General features: G+C 66.1%; 19 protein-coding genes and 1 tRNA gene. 8 read left to right on the forward strand and 12 right to left on the reverse strand.

The window, feature by feature from the left end:
• The first annotated feature begins 1 nt into the window (after nt 1).
• The 7 genes from AL3_RS02460 to AL3_RS02490 all read left to right on the forward strand — a co-directional run bounded on the left by AL3_RS02460 (nt 2) and on the right by AL3_RS02490 (nt 6681).
• Nucleotides 2-814, forward strand: coding sequence for a bifunctional allantoicase/(S)-ureidoglycine aminohydrolase (locus AL3_RS02460; RefSeq protein ID WP_066296155.1), 813 nt, complete (start codon nt 2-4; stop codon nt 812-814).
• 203 nt (nt 815-1017) lie between these two features.
• Nucleotides 1018-1818, forward strand: a complete 801-nt coding sequence (locus tag AL3_RS02465; protein ID WP_066296156.1) for a hydroxypyruvate isomerase family protein — start codon at nt 1018-1020, stop codon at nt 1816-1818.
• A 44-nt stretch (nt 1819-1862) separates the two neighbouring features.
• Nucleotides 1863-2741 (forward strand): 2-hydroxy-3-oxopropionate reductase, encoded by an 879-nt coding sequence (locus AL3_RS02470; protein ID WP_066296159.1) that lies wholly within the window; start codon nt 1863-1865, stop codon nt 2739-2741.
• Between the two features lie 88 nt (nt 2742-2829).
• Nucleotides 2830-4608, forward strand: coding sequence for a glyoxylate carboligase (gene gcl / locus AL3_RS02475; RefSeq protein WP_066296162.1), 1779 nt, complete (start codon nt 2830-2832; stop codon nt 4606-4608).
• A 69-nt stretch (nt 4609-4677) separates the two neighbouring features.
• Entirely contained in the window at nt 4678-5847 is a 1170-nt protein-coding gene (locus tag AL3_RS02480; RefSeq protein WP_066296165.1) for a glycerate kinase, read from the forward strand.
• Nucleotides 5848-5894: 47 nt separating this feature from the next.
• On the forward strand, nt 5895-6392 hold the full coding sequence (bcp, locus tag AL3_RS02485; RefSeq protein WP_066296167.1) for a thioredoxin-dependent thiol peroxidase: 498 nt from the start codon (nt 5895-5897) through the stop codon (nt 6390-6392).
• Nucleotides 6393-6402: 10 nt separating this feature from the next.
• The gene (locus tag AL3_RS02490; RefSeq protein ID WP_066296169.1) at nt 6403-6681 is read left to right on the forward strand and encodes a putative quinol monooxygenase; all 279 of its coding nucleotides are present in this window, start codon (nt 6403-6405) and stop codon (nt 6679-6681) included.
• 47 nt (nt 6682-6728) lie between these two features.
• Here AL3_RS02490 and AL3_RS02495 read toward each other — a convergent pair whose 3' ends face one another.
• The 6 genes from AL3_RS02495 to AL3_RS02520 all read right to left on the reverse strand — a co-directional run bounded on the left by AL3_RS02495 (nt 6729) and on the right by AL3_RS02520 (nt 12014).
• Nucleotides 6729-8315 carry an ammonium transporter gene (locus AL3_RS02495; protein ID WP_066296172.1) on the reverse strand — a complete coding sequence of 529 codons (1587 nt, stop codon included), beginning with the start codon at nt 8313-8315 and terminating at the stop codon, nt 6729-6731.
• Between the two features lie 430 nt (nt 8316-8745).
• Complete coding sequence (gene fdhA / locus AL3_RS02500; protein WP_066296174.1) at nt 8746-9972, reverse strand: formaldehyde dehydrogenase, glutathione-independent; 1227 nt, start codon at nt 9970-9972, stop codon at nt 8746-8748.
• 415 nt (nt 9973-10387) lie between these two features.
• On the reverse strand, nt 10388-10786 hold the full coding sequence (gene trxA, locus AL3_RS02505) for a thioredoxin (RefSeq protein WP_066296175.1): 399 nt from the start codon (nt 10784-10786) through the stop codon (nt 10388-10390).
• Nucleotides 10787-10852: 66 nt separating this feature from the next.
• Nucleotides 10853-11299: a MarR family winged helix-turn-helix transcriptional regulator gene (locus tag AL3_RS02510; protein ID WP_066297022.1), complete on the reverse strand. Its 447-nt coding sequence runs from the start codon at nt 11297-11299 to the stop codon at nt 10853-10855.
• Between the two features lie 161 nt (nt 11300-11460).
• Nucleotides 11461-11542 (reverse strand) — tRNA-Tyr (locus AL3_RS02515).
• Between the two features lie 91 nt (nt 11543-11633).
• Nucleotides 11634-12014 (reverse strand): hypothetical protein, encoded by a 381-nt coding sequence (locus AL3_RS02520; protein WP_066296177.1) that lies wholly within the window; start codon nt 12012-12014, stop codon nt 11634-11636.
• A 136-nt stretch (nt 12015-12150) separates the two neighbouring features.
• Here AL3_RS02520 and AL3_RS02525 point away from each other — a divergent pair, with 136 nt between their 5' ends.
• On the forward strand, nt 12151-12642 hold the full coding sequence (locus tag AL3_RS02525) for a YajQ family cyclic di-GMP-binding protein (RefSeq protein ID WP_066296178.1): 492 nt from the start codon (nt 12151-12153) through the stop codon (nt 12640-12642).
• 117 nt (nt 12643-12759) lie between these two features.
• Here AL3_RS02525 and AL3_RS02530 read toward each other — a convergent pair whose 3' ends face one another.
• From AL3_RS02530 to AL3_RS02555, 6 genes are all read right to left on the reverse strand, one after another.
• Nucleotides 12760-13443, reverse strand: coding sequence for a histidine phosphatase family protein (locus AL3_RS02530; protein ID WP_066296179.1), 684 nt, complete (start codon nt 13441-13443; stop codon nt 12760-12762).
• A 64-nt stretch (nt 13444-13507) separates the two neighbouring features.
• On the reverse strand, nt 13508-14380 hold the full coding sequence (gene htpX, locus AL3_RS02535) for a zinc metalloprotease HtpX (RefSeq protein ID WP_066296181.1): 873 nt from the start codon (nt 14378-14380) through the stop codon (nt 13508-13510).
• Nucleotides 14381-14528: 148 nt separating this feature from the next.
• Nucleotides 14529-15800: an MFS transporter gene (locus AL3_RS02540; RefSeq protein ID WP_066296187.1), complete on the reverse strand. Its 1272-nt coding sequence runs from the start codon at nt 15798-15800 to the stop codon at nt 14529-14531.
• A gap of 145 nt (nt 15801-15945) precedes the next feature.
• Nucleotides 15946-16134: a hypothetical protein gene (locus AL3_RS02545; protein ID WP_246168407.1), complete on the reverse strand. Its 189-nt coding sequence runs from the start codon at nt 16132-16134 to the stop codon at nt 15946-15948.
• An 82-nt stretch (nt 16135-16216) separates the two neighbouring features.
• Nucleotides 16217-17008: an esterase/lipase family protein gene (locus AL3_RS02550; RefSeq protein WP_246168406.1), complete on the reverse strand. Its 792-nt coding sequence runs from the start codon at nt 17006-17008 to the stop codon at nt 16217-16219.
• On the reverse strand, nt 17005-17775 hold the full coding sequence (locus AL3_RS02555; RefSeq protein WP_066296193.1) for an alpha/beta fold hydrolase: 771 nt from the start codon (nt 17773-17775) through the stop codon (nt 17005-17007). The genes AL3_RS02550 and AL3_RS02555 overlap by 4 nt, the downstream gene beginning before the upstream one ends.
• Nucleotides 17776-17810 lie beyond the last annotated feature (35 nt).

Consider the following 17810-nt stretch of genomic DNA (forward strand, 5'->3'; position numbering starts at 1 on the left):
GATGAGCAGTTACTTCTATCCGCAGGGCGGTCTTCCGCCCCAGACCCAGCTCCTTACCGACCGCGCCGTGGTCAAGGAGGCCTACACCGTCATTCCAAAGGGCGTGCTCCGCGACATCGTCACCTCCAACCTCCCGGGCTGGGAGAATACCCGGTCCTGGATCCTTGCCCGGCCCATCGCCGGCTTTGCCACCACTTTCAGCCAGCTCATCGTCGAGGTGGGCCCCGGCGGAGGCTCAGCCAAACCGGAGCCCGAGGCCGGTGTGGAGGGGGTCATTTTCCTCACCCAGGGCAGCCTGACGCTCGGACTCGACGGCGAGACACACCAGCTCGAGGCCGGCGGCTACGCCTACCTTGCGGCCGGAGCGGACTGGAGCCTGCGTAACTCCTCGGAGGGGATCGCCAGCTTCCAGTGGATCCGCAAGGCGTATGAGCCGTTGGAGGGTTTCGCGGCGAAGTCCTTCGTGACCAGTGACCAGGAGGTGGAACCCACCCCCATGCCAGGCACGGACGGAGCCTGGGCCACTACCCGCTTCGCGGACCCCAATGATCTGGCGCATGACATGCACGTCAACATCGTTACCTTCCGGCCGGGTGCCTCCATACCGTTCGCCGAAACCCACGTGATGGAGCACGGGCTCTTCGTCCTGGAGGGGAAGGCGGTCTACCGCCTCAACGATGACTGGGTTGAGGTGGAGGCCGGCGACTTCATGTGGCTGCGCGCCTTCTGCCCGCAGGCCTGTTACGCGGGCGGACCGGGCAACTTCCGCTACCTGCTGTACAAGGACGTCAACCGGCAGATCCGGCTCACCTGACCTGTTTCTGCCGCCCTGCCCCAAACAGCTGCGCCCCGCCCTTCCATGGGCCGGGGCGCAGCTGTTTTAAGTCCAGCGGCAGGGGTTGACTCCATCGGCACTCCATCCTAGGCTTTTCACATAGCAAGATATTGTTTCCACAATATGAAAAAGACTATGAAACAGATGATTGGGGTTTTCCCCCTCCGTCCTGAAGGAACCCAATGACGTATTCCGTGAACTGCTCAATCCTCCTGACCGAGCTGCCACTGCTCGAGCGTCCCGCCGCAGCCAAGGCCGCTGGTTTCGACGCCGTCGAGTTCTGGTGGCCCTTCGATACCTCGGTGCCCTCCGATTCCCAGGTCACGGAGTTCGAGAACGCCATCACCGGGGCCGGCGTCCAGCTCACGGGCCTGAATTTCAACGCCGGAGACATGCCCGCCGGGGACCGCGGCCTGGTGTCCTGGAAGGGCCGCTGCTCCGAGTTCAAGGACAACATCGACGTTGTCGCCGGCATTGGGGAGCGGCTGGGCTGCCGGTCCTTCAACGCTCTCTACGGCAACCGCCAGGACGAATTCACTCCGGAGGAACAGGACACCCTGGCCGTCAAGAACCTGGCCGCGGCCGCTCAGGGCGTTGCCCGCATTGGCGGCACCGTCCTGCTGGAACCGGTCAGCGGCGCTGCCCGCTATCCCCTCCTGACCGCGCAGGATGCCCTGGGGGTCATCGCCCGGGTCAAGGAGGAAACCGGCGCGGACAACATCAAACTCCTCGCCGACTTCTACCACCTCGCCGTCAACGGCGACGATGTAGCCGCCGTCATCGAAAACCACGCCAAGGACTTCGGCCACATCCAGATTGCCGACAGCCCGGGCCGCGGCGCCCCCGGAACCGGCGAGCTGCCCCTCGGCGAATGGATCGCCCGCAGCCGCGAACTCGGCTACACCGGCACGATCGGCCTGGAGTACAAGGAACCTGCGCAGACCGCCTTTGCCTGGACCATCCGCCAGCCGGTCTCCAACTAACCCGTGCCCTCCCGGCACCCACATATCTCAGCAAAGGAATCCTCATGAGCAACGTTGCAGTCATCGGACTCGGAATCATGGGCCTGCCCATGGCCATCAATCTGGTCAAAGCCGGCCACTCGGTCACCGGGTTCAACCGCAGCCAGGACAAGATCGACAAACTCGTCGCCGAAGGCGGCAACGGCGCCGGCAGCATTGCCGAGGCCGTCAAGGATGCCGACGTCGTCATCACGATGGTGCCGGACTCCCCCGACGTCGAAGGCGTAGTCTCCGGCCCCGACGGCGTTTTCGCCAACGCCCGGCCGGGCACCCTGTGGATCGACGCCAGCAGCATCCGCCCGGACGTTGCCAAGCAGCTCGCCGACAACGCCAAGGCCGCTGGAATCCGTGCCCTCGACGCACCGGTCTCCGGCGGAGAACAGGGAGCAATCAATGCTGCCCTGTCCATCATGGTCGGCGGAGACGCTGCGGACTTCGAGGCCGCCCAGGACGTGCTGAACGCCGTCGGGAAGACCATTGTCCACGTTGGGCCGGCCGGTTCCGGCCAGACCGTAAAAGCTGCCAACCAGCTGATCGTGGCCGTCAACATCCAGGTCCTCGGAGAGGCCGTTGCCTTCCTCGAGGCCTACGGAGTGGACACCGACGCGGCGCTCAAGGTGCTCGGCGGCGGTCTTGCCGGCTCCAAGGTCCTGGACCAGAAGGGGCAGAAGATGCTGGACCGCAACTTCGAGCCCGGTTTCCGGCTTGCCCTGCACCACAAGGACCTGGGCATCGTGACCTCAGCCGCCCGCGAGGCAAACGTCGCCCTTCCGCTCGGCGCAATCGCAGCCCAGCTCGTCGCCGCCACGGTGAATCAGGGCGACGGCGGACTGGACCATTCCGGACTGTTCAAGCAGACCCTCCGGCTCAGCGGCCGCGAGTAAGCCCTGGGCCAACCGGCCCCCAAACGCAGCTGCCCCGGGCATCCCCGCCCGCACCCCAGCACCGAAGCAGACTTTCAAGGAGAACATCATGACTAAGATGCGCACCGTAGACGCGGCTGTCGCCATCCTGGCCAAGGAGGGTGCCACCGAGGCGTTCGGCCTGCCAGGGGCAGCTATCAACCCCTTCTACGCAGCCATGCGGGAACACGGCGGCATCCGCCACACCCTGGCCCGCCACGTTGAAGGGGCATCCCACATGGCGGACGGCTACTCCCGTGCCCAGGACGGCAATATCGGCATCTGCATCGGCACCTCCGGCCCGGCGGGCACCGATATGATCACCGGCCTGTACGCTGCCTGGGCAGACTCCATCCCGATGCTTTGCATCACGGGCCAGGCGCCCGTGGCCAAGCTGCACAAGGAAGACTTCCAGGCCGTGGACATCGAGTCCATCGCGAAGCCCGTCACCAAGATGGCCATGACCATCCTGGAACCCGGCCAGGTTCCGGGCGCCTTCCAGAAGGCCTTCGCGCTGATGCGCTCCGGGCGTCCCGGACCGGTGCTGCTGGATCTGCCGTTCGACGTGCAGATGGCGGAGATCGAGTTCGACATTGATGCTTATGAGCCGCTGGCCGCCGAGAAGCCGAGGGCTTCGCGCACGCAGCTGGAGAAAGCCCTGAACCTGCTGACCGCGTCCGCGCGGCCGCTGATCGTGGCCGGGGGCGGCGTGATCAATTCCCGCGCCTCGGAACAGCTGGTGGAGCTGGCCGAACTGCTCAACATCCCGGTGATCCCGACGCTGATGGGCTGGGGCTCCATTCCCGATGACCATCCGCTGATGGCCGGCATGGTGGGACTGCAGACATCCCACCGGTACGGCAACGAGACCCTGCTGGCCTCGGACTTTGTGATTGGCATCGGCAACCGCTGGGCGAACCGCCACACCGGCGGCCTGGACACCTACACCGCCGGACGCACCTTTGTGCACGTGGATATCGAGCCAACCCAGATCGGCCGGGTTTTCTCCCCCGATCTGGGCATCACCTCAGATGCCGGGGCCGCGCTGGACGGGCTCCTGGAGCTGGCCCGGGAGCGGCAGAGGGACGGACAGCTGCCGGACTACGCCGCCTGGGTGGCGGAGTGCGCCCAGCGGAAGAGCTCGCTGCAGCGCAAGACGCATTTCGAGAACACCCCCATTAAGCCCCAGCGTGTCTACCAGGAAATGAACCGGTCCTTCGGCCGGGACACCACCTACGTGACCACCATCGGCCTCTCCCAGATCGCCGGCGCCCAGATGCTGCATGTGTTCGGCCCCCGGCGCTGGATCAATGCCGGCCAGGCCGGACCGCTGGGCTGGACCGGACCCGCTGCGCTCGGCGTCGTCCGCGGCAAGCCCGATGAGACGGTGGTTGCACTCTCCGGTGACTACGACTTCCAGTTCATGATCGAGGAACTCGCGGTCGGTGCCCAGTTCAACCTCCCCTACATCCACGTGGTGGTGAACAACTCCTATCTCGGACTGATCCGGCAGGCCCAGCGCGGATTCAAGATGGAGCAGAACGTGTCCCTGGCCTTTGAGAACATCAACTCACCGGAGACGGACGGCTACGGAGTGGACCACCTCAAGGTCGCCGAAGGGCTCGGCTGCAAGGCCGTCAGGGTAAAGAACCCGGACGATCTGCCCGCCGCGTTCGAGAAGGCCAAGGCGCTGATGGACGAGTTCCGCGTGCCGGTGGTCGTCGAAGTAATCCTGGAGAAGATCACCAACATCTCCATGGGAACAGAGATCAACAACGTCACTGAGTTTGAGGATCTGGCCGAACGTTCACAGGATGCCCCGACCGCAATCCTGGCGTTGCTGGACTAGTGCCTCGGTCCCGGGGCGGTCCTTCGCGGCCGCCCCGGGACATCTGACTGATCGAAAGGAAGTACCGGCATGCGTGTGGTCATAGCACCGGACAAGTTCAAGGGCTCGCTGACGGCCCCGGACGTTGTTGCTCACCTCACCGCCGGCCTCCGCGCGGTATCCCTGCCAGCCGGACAAACCCTGGAAGTGGACGGTATTCCGGTGGCCGACGGCGGTGAAGGCACCCTGGAGGCCGCCGTCGCCACGGGTTTCACGCGCCGCAGCGCCGTGGTCAGCGGTCCCACCGGGGAACCGCTGACCGCTGCCTTCGCTGTCCGCGGCGGCGAGGCAGTCATCGAGATGGCCACCGCCTCCGGCCTCGCAGTGCTGCCCGGCGGTGTGAAGGACGCACTGGGGTCCAGCTCCCGGGGAACCGGCGAGCTGATTACCGCAGCATTGGACGCCGGCTGTACCCGCATCATCCTGGGCGTCGGGGGCAGCGCCGGGACTGACGGCGGCGCCGGCATCCTGCAGGGACTCGGTGTGCGCCTGCTGGACGCGGACGGCAACGACCTTGAGGGCGGCGGCGCAGCGCTGCTCCGGCTCGCCGGCATCGATTCTTCTGCCCTCGACCCGCGGCTGCGGGAAGCACGGTTTGTGCTGGCCAGCGACGTGGACAATCCGCTGCTCGGACCGGACGGTGCCGCAGCGGTCTTCGGACCGCAGAAGGGTGCCTCTGCCGGCGACCTCCAGCTGCTCGATGCAGCTCTGGCACGCTTCGTGGAAGTCCTCGGGCAGCATTTCGGACCGCGCGCAGCGGCAGCCGCTAAGGCTCCGGGGGCAGGAGCAGCCGGCGGCGTCGGGTTCGCGGCGCTCGCGGTCCTTGCGGCGGACCGCCGGCCAGGCATCGACGTCGTCCTGGAATTCACCGGGCTTGCGGACCGGCTGGCCGGTGCGGACCTCGTTATCACCGGTGAAGGCAGCCTCGATGAGCAAAGCCTGCTCGGTAAAACCCCGTTGGGTGTTGCCCGGGCAGCTGCCGCGGCGGGTGTGCCTGCAATCGCCGTCTGCGGGCGCACGACCCTGCATGATGACCAGCTCCGCGCGGCGGGCTTCCAGCGCACCTATGCCCTGACGGCACTGGAAGCCGACACGGACAAATCCATGGCCGGTGCTGGACCGCTCCTGGAACAGGTGGGCGCGGAGATCGCCGGACAGCTTGCCCGCGGACCGCTGCCCGAGCCGGTGGAAACCCGCTGACCACCCGGCCGCAGACTTGAATCACCCACCCCTACCGAAGGATTCTCATGACAACGAAACAGTTCCAGTCCCCGCTCCGTCTCCAGCCCGGCGGCGAAGCCCCCGGTTTCACCCTGCCTGATGCCGTTGGCCGGCAGGTCTCACTTGCCGATTATCGGGGCAGAAACGTCATTGTCTACTTCTATCCCAAGGCGGCGACGCCGGGCTGCACCACCGAAGCCTGCGATTTCCGCGACAGCCTCGCCTCGCTGCAGGGCGCGGGCTACGACGTTCTGGGTATCTCCCCCGACCCGCTCCAGGCCCTGGCTGAGTTCACGGAGGATCTGGGCCTCACCTTCCCGCTTCTTTCCGATGAGGACCACGCCGTTGCCCGCGCCTACGGCGCCTGGGGGCCTAAGGTCCTCAACGGGCAAACCGTGGAGGGCGTGCTGCGTTCCACCGTCGTTGTGGATTCCGATGGCCGGGTGGCACTGGCCCAGTACCAGGTGGACGCTGCAGGACACGTCGCCGCGCTGCGGAACGAGCTGGCGGGCTTGGGCATCTAGAGTTGTCTTTATGACTGCACCCGTTGACCTGACCGCTGTTTTCACTCCCAACCCCGGAGAGTTCTTCCGCGTAAAGCTGGCCTTGGAAATCGCGATTGAGCAGGTCCTCTCCGAGCCCGGCTGCCTGCGCTATGAAATCACCGAAGAGTCGGAGGAACGGATTGTCCTGACCGAGCAGTGGGCGTCGGAGGACGATCTTGCCCGCCATGCCAAGGGCGCTGCCAAGCAGGATCTCGATGAATCCCTCAGCGCCCTGCTCGCAGAGCCGGTCGCTCTCCACCGCGGCTAACCTTGCCCTCCCCGGAAGGCAAGGCACCCGCTTCCGGGGAGGAACCGCTACGAGGTAAGGTCCAGCCGGTGAATGGACTCCGGTTCTGCCCCAAAACGGCGCAGCACCGCGGCAACAGCTTCCTCGTGCTCGTTGTCCACCGCCGTGTACACCCGCAGCCGGTCTTCGAAGTCCAGCTTTCGGACGTCGGAGCGGAATACCTCGGTGCGGTCCCGGCCGGTGTACACCGTCGTCTCCATCAGTTCGATTGACAGGGCGCCGGCAACCAGCAGGGCGTCCCGCAGCCCGTCGATCCGGTCAGTGTTGACGATTGCACTGATCAGGTGCCGCGGTGCCCGGGGCTGCCCGGTCTGCTCCGGCACCGCTCTCATGCCCCGTCCGCTGGCCGTGGGCCGGGAAGCGATCCCGCCCAGCGAGTAAGCCGCCTGGCCCTGCTGCACCCGGTCCAGGGAATCCTGTTCCGGACCAGGTTCGCGCAGTCCGATGGTCCTGCTGATAACCGCTGCGATAACCCAGCTGAGCACGAAGGAAAACAGCACCACGCAGATGATGGCCACCACCTGGTGCCACAGAAGAAGCCCTCCCCCACCGGCAAACACACCGTCGCCGCTCACCGGATTTATCTCGCTGTCGGCGAAGAACCCCAGCAGCAACGAGCCGGTCACCCCGCCGATGAAGTGCACGGCAATCACGTCCAGTGCGTCGTCGTAATGGAGGACATGCTTGAGCCGCACCGCGAAGCAGCAGACAACACCGGCGATCAGCCCGATGATGAGCGCCGATCCGGTGTTGACGAACCCGGCGCAGGGAGTGATGGTCGCCAGCCCGGCGACCGCACCGGAGACCCCGCCTACCAGGGTTGAATGGCCGCTGGTTAGGCGTTCCACAAGCAGCCAGGTCAGCATCGCCGCTCCGCCGGCAACATGTGTGTTCACCAGGGCCTGGGCGGCTATCGCGTTTGCCTGCAGCCCGTCACCGGCGTTGAACCCGAACCAGCCAAACCACAGGATTCCCGCGCCGACAAGCATCAGCGGCAGGTTGTTCGGCGAGGTCTTCACCTGCGGCCAGCCGCGGCGCCGGCCCACCACCAGCAGGACCGCGATGGCAGCCGCTCCAGCGGAAGCATGGACCACTATTCCGCCGGCCCAGTCCTGGGCTCCGAGCTGCGCGAGCCAGCCCTTCGGGTGCCAGAGCCACCGGGCAACCTGCGGGTAGACGAGGATCGAGAACGCTGCCAGGAAGACCGTCCAGCCGGCGAACCGCAGCCGGCCCGCCGTCGCACCCGTCAGCAGCGCCGGCGTGATAATCGCGAACATCATCTGGTAGGCAACGAACGCGAGCGCCGGGATGGTGACTCCCGCGGCCACGGTGTGGAACTGGGGGGTGTCCACGTTGATCAGCGCCCAGGCGTCAAACTCGCCGAACACTGATGAGCCCTTGTTGCTGAAGGCCAGCGTGTATCCAACCAGGATCCAGGTGATCGTGATGATGCCGAGCGGAATGATGTTCTGCATCATCATCGTCAGCACATTGCGCACCGGGACCATACCGCCGTAGAAAAGCGCCAGCCCGGGTGTCATAAACAGCACCAGACCGGCGCAGACCAGAACCCAGGCGGTATCCGCCCCGTTCACCGCGGGCCTCCCGCGCCTGGAGTGCCCGGTCTCCTCAATGCTGCCGGGAGCGGTGCAGCGGGCTGCACTGCAGCGGGCGCAGCCCCCGAACCGGAGCCACGCCCCGGGCCCGCCGCCGCACCTGTCTGTGCCACGTTCCTTGGAAAGTCACTGCCGAATGCCAGGGGTGCGCGCATCTGGTCCCCGCTTCCAACTCTCGTACCGCATGAGTGGTGGGCCGCCGGGGTGCCATGAGATGTGGCGGGATGTCCCCGGCGAGACGAGTTTACGTGCGCGGCACCGGACATTAGAAGGCAAAAGGACGCAACCGGGGCACCGGGGCCGACACTGTTGAGTGCCGGCCCCGGTGCCCCGGTTGGATCAGCGGCGTATGTCCGCCGGGTTAGCCGTCCGGACTGGCCGTCCGGACTGGTGCTGAGGGTGCCGGGCGCTAGTTCGCGTTCGCCCCGGTCACCCCGTGCGGGTCAATCACGTACTTGCGGGCAGCGCCCGAGTCGAACTCGCGGTAGGCCTCCGGTGCTCCGTCCAGGTTGATGGCAGTAGCGTTGACGGCCTTGGCGATCTGCACCTTGTCATTAAGGATGGCCATCATCAGGTCCCGGTTGTACTTCATCACCGGGCACTGGCCGGTGGTGAAGGACAGGGACTTCGCCCAGCCGGTGCCCAGGCTCAGGGACAGGGACCCCACCTTGGCGGCTTCGTCGACTCCACCCGGATCTCCCGTAACGTAGAGGCCCGGGATGCCCAGGGCGCCGCCGGCCGCGGTGACGTCCATAAGCGAGTTGAGCACGGTCGCCGGAGCTTCCGTACCTGAGCCGTGCCCGTGGCCGCGGGCCTCGAAGCCCACGGCGTCCACACCGCAGTCCACCTCGGGAACACCGAGCAGCTGCTCAATCTGGTCCCTCGGATCGCCCTTGGAAATGTCCACCGTCTCGCAGCCGAAGCTGCGGGCTTGGGCCAGCCGGTCTTCATTGAGGTCTCCCACTATGACGACGGCGGCGCCGAGCAGCTGCGCGCTCGCGGCGGCGGCGAGGCCCACGGGCCCCGCGCCGGCAATGTAGACCGTGGAACCGGTCCGCACGCCGGAGGTGATGGCACCGTGATATCCCGTAGGGAAAATGTCGGAGAGCATGGTCAGGTCCATGATCTTCTCCATCGCCTGGTCCTTGTCCGGGAACTTCAGCAGGTTCCAGTCCGCGTATGGCACCAGTGCGTACTCGGCCTGCCCGCCGACCCAACCGCCCATGTCCACGTACCCATAGGCACTGCCGGGCCGGTCCGGATTCACATTCAGGCAGACTCCGGTTTTGCGTTCCTTGCAGTTTTTACAGCGGCCGCACGAAATGTTGAAGGGTACCGACACCAGGTCGCCAACCTTGATGAACTCGACGCCGGGGCCGGTTTCCACGACCTCGCCGGTGATCTCATGGCCCAGAATCAGGTTTGGCGGTGCAGTGGTGCGGCCACGGACCATGTGCTGGTCCGAACCGCAGATATTCGTGGTTACTACCTTCAGGATGGCCGCGTGGGGCAGTTTCCGGCCCACGTTGGCCGGGTTAACGCCCGGACCGTCCTTGAGTTCAAAAGTGGGATAGTCGATGTCCTGGACTTCCACAACACCGGGTTCGATATATGCAATTGCTCGATTGCCGCTCATGTATATTCCTCGCCTTGTTACCTGGGTCTTCATTGACTGGTACTCCCGGCAGGCAGCCCAAGGCTGCCTACTCCCCCCGGGAGCTCAGAGCCTACAACGGAAGCTCCAGCACGGCTAGGAGTGAAATTCGGGCATCTCAGCCAACCGGGTGAGGGGGCACGGGTTCCTGCGCGTTTCATGGCGGCGGGTCGGGCAGCAGCCAGGAGCCACGATAGATGAGCAGCCTGCACGGCGCAGGGTGCTCTACCGCTGTCCGGGGTCCGGCCCGGCACGGGCTTTCATGTTCTGGCGGGGACCGCCATCCAGCGCGCCAGCCCACCGCCACCCACCGCCGACCCGCGGCTTAACCAACAACGGGGAGTCCCTCCGGTGTGGAGGAACTCCCCGTCGCTAAAAGCCCGGCGGAACGAGCGCGCTAGTTGACCTGGCCGTCCTGGCCGGCAGCAGCCTGGCCCTTTTCCTGGGCGGCAATCTGCTCGTGGACGGCCTTCATGTCCAGGCCCTTGACCGCTTCAACCAGTTCGCTGAACTGGTTGGCGTTGAGGGCGCCGGGCTGGGAGAAGACCAGGACCTTTTCGCGGAAGGCCATCAGTGTGGGGATCGAGGTAATTCCTGCGGCAGCGGCGAGCCCCTGCTCGGCTTCGGTGTCCACCTTCGCAAAGGTGATGTCCTCATGCTGCTGCGAGACGGCGTCGTAAACCGGTGCGAACTGCTTGCACGGGCCGCACCAATCAGCCCAGAAGTCAACGAACACAATGTCGTTGTCCTCAATGGTCTCAGGGAACGTTGCCTCGGTGATGTCAATAGTTGCCATAGCTTCAACGCTATCGGTCCCCCGCGGCGATGTCTGCAATTGTTCGCTCAGCGGTGAAGCGCCAGGCTAACCGACGGACGAAAAACCCATCCGGGTCACTTTCGCGATGACCGGCAGGGCCTGGCGCAGCTTCTCGCGTTCCGTTTCCGCCAGCTGCGCCAGCAGGCTGGCCATCAGGGCAGCGCGCCGGGCGGTTTCCACCACGAGTTTGTGCTCGCCGTCGGGGGTCAGCGTCACCCGGACTCCCCTCGAATCGTCCGGATCCTGCGTGCGCCGGACCAGTCCGGCGTGTTCCAGCCGGATGATCTGTTCGGTGGCGCTGGGAACCTTGACGCCGAGGTTGCGGGCAATGTCGCTGACCCGCATACCGTCTCCGGACACCATCCGCAGGGTGCCAAGCTGGTTGCTGGTGAGGCCGAACTCGGTGTCCATGTGGCGCACAAGGAATACTGCTTCACGCAGAGCTTCCCGGAATTCTTCGGCCAGGGGATCCAGTGCCGTGTCCTCGTTCATGCTTAAGAAGACTAGACCGCCTAGCCAATTGAGGCGCCGGGACGTGCCCGGACGGGTGAGTTTTCCGGCCAACTTTTTGGCCTGGGCGGATTCAGCCCGCTCAAAGTTTCCGGACAGCGAAAAACCCGTCCCAGCCAGTGGCTGGAACGGGTCTTCTTCGGTGGCAGATGAGGGATTCGAACCCCCGTAGGCATTGCCAGCTGATTTACAGTCAGCCCCCTTTGGCCGCTCGGGTAATCTGCCGAAGGCCTTCTTGCGAAGACTTTGTCCGCGGTAACCGCGGGCAAGACAACTTTACAGAAAATTCTCCCCAGATACGAATCGGGCTCCTGAGTCACAGTCCGCGGGCGATCCGGGCACTGATCTGGGCGTAGAAACGCTCCGCCTGATCCGCCGTGACGCTCCCCCAGGAAACGGCGTTGGCGAGGTCCCGCCGCACTCCGGCCAGACGCTCCTCGCTGCTGGGAACCCGCACGGTGCTGATGGCTGCAGCCGTGTCCATGGCAGCCGCTGCCCCGGTCTGGCTGCCCGCGGGGAATGAGAAGCTGCCGGTCTCCGGTTCACGGGCCTGGGCGGCTGAGGCGCCAATTCCCGTGACGGAAACCGCGGCGAGGACAGAGGATGCCGCGGCGGTGCGGAAGCGGACTCCATTGAACCAGGATGAAGTTGCAGGAGCTGGCACAGGCTGGGTGGGATCGGTGTTCTCCTTGTTCATGCCTTCACCTTTTCCCGGCCGAATGTGAGAGCGGTGCATGCCGGCTGGACGCGCGCTGTGAACGCTGGACTGCCCGCGGGCGCAGCCCACCTATTAGGCTGGTGGGCAGGAACAACCGAACTACCAAGGAGCCACCATGGCCAGTGAGTCGACATTCGACGTCGTTAGCAAGATCGACAAGCAGGAAGTCGCCAACGCCCTGAACCAGGCACAGAAGGAAATCGCCCAGCGCTACGACTTCAAGGGTGTTGGCGCGGAGATCGATTTCAACGGCGAGAAGATCCTGATGAAGGCCAACTCCGAAGACCGGGTCAAGGCCGTACTGGACGTGTTCCAGTCCAAGCTGGTGAAGCGGGGCATCTCGCTGAAGTCCTTCGACGACGGCGAGCCTTACCCTTCCGGCAAGGAATACCGGATTGAGGGCACCATGAAGGAAGGGATCGCCCAGGATCAGGCCAAGAAGATCAACAAGCTGATCCGTGACGAGGGGCCCAAGGGCGTCAAGTCCCAGATCCAGGGCGACGAGCTGCGGGTCAGCTCCAAGTCCCGTGATGATCTGCAGGCCACGATGGCGCTGCTCAAGGGCGCGGACCTCGACGTCGACCTTCAGTTCATCAACTTCCGCTAGCCTTCCGCCGGCCAGGGCGGCTTCACGCCGGAATAACGGCTGATGAACGACGGCGGCGCCTCCCCCGATGGTGAAACCACCGGGACGGGCGCCGCCGTCGTCGTCTGCGGGGCTGGGCTACGGCGCCAGCTCGACGTCGTCCGCTGCTGGTCCGTCGGTGCCGGAATCCTGCAGGGCCGCGCCGCCGACCGCTTCACCCATCCAGGTCAGCAATTCCCAGGAATGGCCGTGCGCTTCAGGGCGCCTCCTGGATTCCAGCACCACGATGCCGGTGTTGCTTAGGGCGTTGTGGATGATGAAGTCCGGCCCAACGTTGTGGGCCCGGGAGGTGGCCCAGGCCCGGATGATCGCCCCGTGGCTGAAAATCACCGGCACCTGGTGGCCGGCGCGGTGCAGTTCCGCAACCACCTCGTCGAACCGGCCCAGTGTTTCCGCGCCGTCCGGCCCGCCGGGCATGGACACGGAGAGGTCGCCGTTCACCCACGCATACACGGTCTGCAGGTAGGAGCGGATGGACTCCGGGTCCCCGCGCATCTCCAGGTCTCCGGCAGAGATCTCCCGCAGCCCGTCCCGCACCTCAACCGGCTGGGCCAGCGCGTTTGCCAGCGGCTCGGCCGTGAGCTGCGTACGGATGAGGTTGGACGCGAAAACCGCGCTCACCTGCTCGTGTCCCAGTGCCTGCGGCAGAGACGCCGCCTGGGCCAGTCCCAGTTCGGTGAGCCCGGGCCCGGGTGCCTCCGTGTCCAGAAGCCGTTCAATGTTGGACGGCGTCTGGCCGTGCCGCACGAGGATCAAGCGCACCGATCCGCCTTCCTTTCCTGCTGGGCGCTGCCTGGTCCGGCAGCGGTGCTAGTGGGGTGCCTGGTTAGGAACCGAGCGGGCGGCCGGCCATGTTCTCCAGCCGGCGGATGCGGTCCGCCATCGGCGGGTGGGTGGCCAGCAGGCCCTTGACGCCGTTGCGGAAGGGGTTGGCGATCATCAGGTGGGAGGCGTTGACCAGCTTCTGGTCGCTGTTGGGCAGCGGAGCCTGCTGGGTTCCGGACTCCAGCTTGCGCAGCGCGGAGGCGAGCGCCAGCGGATCGTCAGTGAGCTTTGCGCCGTCTTCGTCGGCGTCGTACTCCCGGGTGCGGCCAATGGCCATCTGGACCAGGCTGGCGGCCAGCGGTGCGAGGATCGCCATCGCGATCATGGCCAGCGGGTTGGCGTTGCGGCGGTCGCCGCCGCCAAAGAAGAGCAGGAACTGGCCCAGGGAGGTGATCACACCGGCAATCGCGCCGGCAACCGAGGAGGTCAGGATGTCCCGGTTGTAGACGTGCATCAGCTCATGGCCCAGCACGCCGCGCAGTTCACGTTCATTGAGCAGCTGCAGAATGCCCTGGGTGCAGCAGACCGCAGCGTTTTTCGGGTTGCGTCCGGTGGCGAAGGCATTCGGGGCCATCGTGGGTGAAATGTAGAGCCGCGGCATCGGCTGGTTGGCCTTCGCTGACAGCTCGCGGACAATCCGGTACATTTCCGGTGCCTGCGCCTCGGTGACCGGAACGGCATGCATGGCCCGGATGGCCAGCTTGTCACTGTTCCAGTAGCTGTAGGCCGTGGTTGCGAGGCCGATCAGCAGGAAAATCCAGATGAACGACGAGTTGCCCGTGCCGCTGGAAAGCAGGCCGCCGATGGCCAGCAGCACGGCGAAGAGCACCCCGAAAAGGGCCGCAGTCTTCAAACCGTTGAAATGTTGGTGCACGTGTACACGATCCTTCCTGGGCGGAAGGCCCCGCCGCCCCTCAGGCCAGCCGGTCCAAGACCTTCCGCGTTACGTTTCAGTACGTTTCTGTAAGGCTTTAACGCTCAAGCGTGCCACACTGTTCCGCGCCACTGCAGGGATACCGTGCCTACGGCACCGGGTTGCGGGCGTCATAACGGGCGAACCCCGGCTGCACTTTGGCCAGGACGGCGACGGCGGCCACGCAGGCCAGTCCTCCGGCCACAGCTGCCCAGCCTTCACCCAGGAAGGAAGCATCCAGACCGGACACCAGGTCCCCCAGCCGCGGACCGCCGGCGACGACCACCACGAAAACTCCCTGCAGCCGCCCCCGCATGGCATCCGGAGTAGCGGACTGCAGAATCGTTGACCGGAAGATACCGCTGATCGAGTCCGCCACACCGGCCACCCCCATGGCGAGCGCTGCCGGGAGCAGCCAGGGCGAGACGCCGCCGCCGTCGTGCTCTCCTGCCATGACCACCACGGCCCCAAACGCTGCCACGGAAAGTCCCCAGGCAACCACCGACCACATCACTGCCAGCCCCTGCCGCCGCACCAGGCCCAGCGGACCGGAGAAGAGGCCGGCCAGGAGGGACCCGGCCGCCACTGCGGCAAGCAGGATGCCGACGGTTTCCGCTCCGCCGCCAAGCATCAGCGCCCCGATGGCCGGGAGCAGTGCCCGCGGCTGGGCCAGCACCATTGCGGCCAGGTCAACGATGAACGTCATGCGGATGTTGGGGCGGGTGCCCAGGAAGGCGAAACCGGCCAGGACCGATTTCAGGCCGGCTTTCTGGACCTCCCCTTCCGGAGGCATGGGCGGCAGCCGGTACAGCGCCCACATGGCGAAGGTGAAGGTGACGACGTCGATCGTGTAGGTCCAGCCGTAGCCCACCTGGCCCACCAGCACACCGGCAAGGAGCGGCCCAGCCGTCATGGCGAGGCCAAAGGTGATCATGCTCAGGGCGTTTGCCGCCGGCAGCAGCTCTGGCCGGACCAACCGCGGAATGATGGCGCTGCGGGCGGGGTGGTTCAGTCCGGCAGCACCGGAGTTGACCGCAATGAGCGCAAACAGCAGCCAGACGTTGCCCACACCGAACCAGGCCTGTGCGGCGATGCCGATGGTGGTGACCCACAGGATCACTGCGGAAAAGAGCGCGACCTTGCGGCGGTCATAAGCATCCACCACGGATCCGCCATAGAGGCCTGCCAGGACCAGCGGCGCCAGCCCGACCACGCCGAGCATACCGACGTAGAGGCTGGACTGGGTCAGGTCATAGACTTCCAGGCTCACCGCAACCAGGGTGAGCTGGGTGCCGACCGCCGAGAGCGCCGTCCCCGTCCACAGCCGGCGGTATTCCGGACTTTCACGCAGGGGGGTCAGGTCAGCTAGCAGTCTTGGCACCAGTGCAGTCTAGGTGAGTTGCCGCACGGACCCCGCCTGGTTACGTCCGGCCGGGCCCCCGTCCCAGATGCGGGGTCAGGGGCGCCGTCCCAAAGTGCGGGGGCAGGGGCGCCGTCCCAAAGGGCCGGGCGAGGGAGGGCCTCGGCTACGGGCCGGCGGTACCGGCGGGGTCCGTGCTGCCGGCGGGGTCCGCACCGGCCTGCAGGCGCCGCAGCTCGGCAATCCGCAGCCGAAGGAAGATGATCAGCAGCACCAGTGCCCACACCACCAGGACAGCCAACGCGGCCACCACCACTACGTACAGAATGAAAAAGAGCGCACCTATCCATGACATGGCCATCACGTGTTGTCCCCCGGTTGCCGTACCCAAATGTTCTCCCGATGCTACCCCGTGGATCGCGCTCACGCCGGAGCAGTCAGTCCTCTGGAGAAGGGACTCCCCCGTCCAGTTCCCCGGCGGCGCCCCGGGCCACTTCCTCGGAGACTATCCGGTGCAGCGCCGGGTCGCCGATGGGCCGGAAGTGGCCCATGGCGTCCAGGACGATGTTGCGCGCGCCTTCGAGCCGGCTGCCGCCGGGTATGTGCGGATCGAAGGAAGCATAGACCGAGGTGATGCGGGAGTTGACGTCGAGCTTCGCCTGCAGCCCTCGCAGGTGCCGGTCCCGCGGCGAGAAGGCGCGGATGGAGGGAGCCAGGAAAAGGCGGGCATACGGCGAGCCGGAGAATGGGGTATTGACCGCAACCATGCGGCTGACCCGGTGCCCTTCAGGCCCCAGCATGAGCTTCTTCCCAATGAGGCCGCCCTTGCTGTGCGCCACGATGGCAGCGTGTTCAATTCCCTGCAGCCGCAGATAGGCCTCCACCCGCCGGGCCATTTCCTCGACCGTGCCACGGTTGTATCCGAGAGTCCGTACGGCGTGGACGGGATGTCCGCGGTCCGCCAGGTGCTGAGCGAGTGGCCGCAGGAACTGCCAGTTCTCGTACACCCCGGGGATCAGGAGAACCGGTTCGCGCCGCCCGGTCTCCGACGCCGGATGCCGGTAAACCCCGGGGTCCACAGGAGCCAGGAACCCCTGGACCTGCCAGCGGACAACGTAGGCGTAGTCGGCGGCCCAGGCAGCGGCGAACCCCATTCGACGGCGCAGCCGGCGGAGCACCGGAGGTGCGGCGGACGGGCGTCGGACCCTTCCGGCAGCTTCGGGGCTCACGCCCCTGCCTCCCCCATCCTGCGCACCCATGCAGCGGTTTCAACCGGACGGTTCCACATCAACACGTGCGGCGACTCCGGAATTTCACCCAGCAGGGTTCCAGGCCGGGCCTGCTCCAGCCGGGCGAGCCAGGAAGCCGGCACAATCGGGTCCTTGGCACCGCGGACCACCCCGACGGGCGGGGCGACCAGGGCCAGGCGTTCCTCCAGGCGGTGCTCCATCATCTGCCGGAGCGTCTCGAGGTACCACCGCGGCCCGGCGCGAAGATAGTCGGTGAACACGATCCGGTTGACGTCGAGGCTCTCGTGCAGCGTGTCCTGGGCCAGCCGGAGGGCCTGCAGCACGGTGGCGTGCTCTGCCCGGTTGACGGTAGGCGCCAACAGCAGCACCGACGACACCAGGTCAGGAGCCTGGAGTGCGGCCTCCACCGTGACCTGGCAGCCCATGGAATGCCCCACCAGCTGGGCCCGGCTGATTCCGGCGGCCTGCAGCGCCTGGACGACGACACCGCCATAGCCTGCCATGGACAGCACCCGCGGCGGGCGCGGCAGGCCACCGTGCCCAGGCAGCTCAACGCAGTGCACTCTGTTGTCTGCGGACAGTTCCCCGGCCAGCCGCTCGAAGTAGCGTGCCGAAGCGCCAATGCCGTGGATCAGGACTACATCCGGGCCGGCAGTGCCGGAGGTGCGCAGTCCGACGTCGTACTCCCCAATCTGCAGGCGCTGAACCTGGGTCTGCGTGTGTGTTTGTGGCCCCGTTCCGGGCATTCTGGCTCCTTCCGGACGGCAGCCCATGCTGCCGG

It is taken from the genome of Arthrobacter luteolus NBRC 107841 (genome assembly GCF_001552075.1).
GTDB lineage: Bacteria > Actinomycetota > Actinomycetes > Actinomycetales > Micrococcaceae > Arthrobacter_B > Arthrobacter_B luteolus.

Excerpts from the sequence above, each read along its gene's own strand:
- AL3_RS02460 (WP_066296155.1), top strand. The coding sequence starts at position 2 with ATGAGCAGTTACTTCTATCCGCAGGGCGGTCTTCCGCCCCAGACCCAG.
- AL3_RS02465 (WP_066296156.1), top strand. The coding sequence starts at position 1,018 with ATGACGTATTCCGTGAACTGCTCAATCCTCCTGACCGAGCTGCCACTG.
- AL3_RS02470 (WP_066296159.1), top strand. The coding sequence starts at position 1,863 with ATGAGCAACGTTGCAGTCATCGGACTCGGAATCATGGGCCTGCCCATG.
- gcl (WP_066296162.1), top strand. The coding sequence starts at position 2,830 with ATGACTAAGATGCGCACCGTAGACGCGGCTGTCGCCATCCTGGCCAAG.
- AL3_RS02480 (WP_066296165.1), top strand. The coding sequence starts at position 4,678 with ATGCGTGTGGTCATAGCACCGGACAAGTTCAAGGGCTCGCTGACGGCC.
- bcp (WP_066296167.1), top strand. The coding sequence starts at position 5,895 with ATGACAACGAAACAGTTCCAGTCCCCGCTCCGTCTCCAGCCCGGCGGC.
- AL3_RS02490 (WP_066296169.1), top strand. The coding sequence starts at position 6,403 with ATGACTGCACCCGTTGACCTGACCGCTGTTTTCACTCCCAACCCCGGA.
- fdhA (WP_066296174.1), bottom strand. The coding sequence starts at position 9,972 with ATGAGCGGCAATCGAGCAATTGCATATATCGAACCCGGTGTTGTGGAA.
- trxA (WP_066296175.1), bottom strand. The coding sequence starts at position 10,786 with ATGGCAACTATTGACATCACCGAGGCAACGTTCCCTGAGACCATTGAG.
- AL3_RS02510 (WP_066297022.1), bottom strand. The coding sequence starts at position 11,299 with ATGAACGAGGACACGGCACTGGATCCCCTGGCCGAAGAATTCCGGGAA.
- AL3_RS02520 (WP_066296177.1), bottom strand. The coding sequence starts at position 12,014 with ATGAACAAGGAGAACACCGATCCCACCCAGCCTGTGCCAGCTCCTGCA.
- AL3_RS02525 (WP_066296178.1), top strand. The coding sequence starts at position 12,151 with ATGGCCAGTGAGTCGACATTCGACGTCGTTAGCAAGATCGACAAGCAG.
- AL3_RS02545 (WP_246168407.1), bottom strand. The coding sequence starts at position 16,134 with ATGTCATGGATAGGTGCGCTCTTTTTCATTCTGTACGTAGTGGTGGTG.
- AL3_RS02555 (WP_066296193.1), bottom strand. The coding sequence starts at position 17,775 with ATGCCCGGAACGGGGCCACAAACACACACGCAGACCCAGGTTCAGCGC.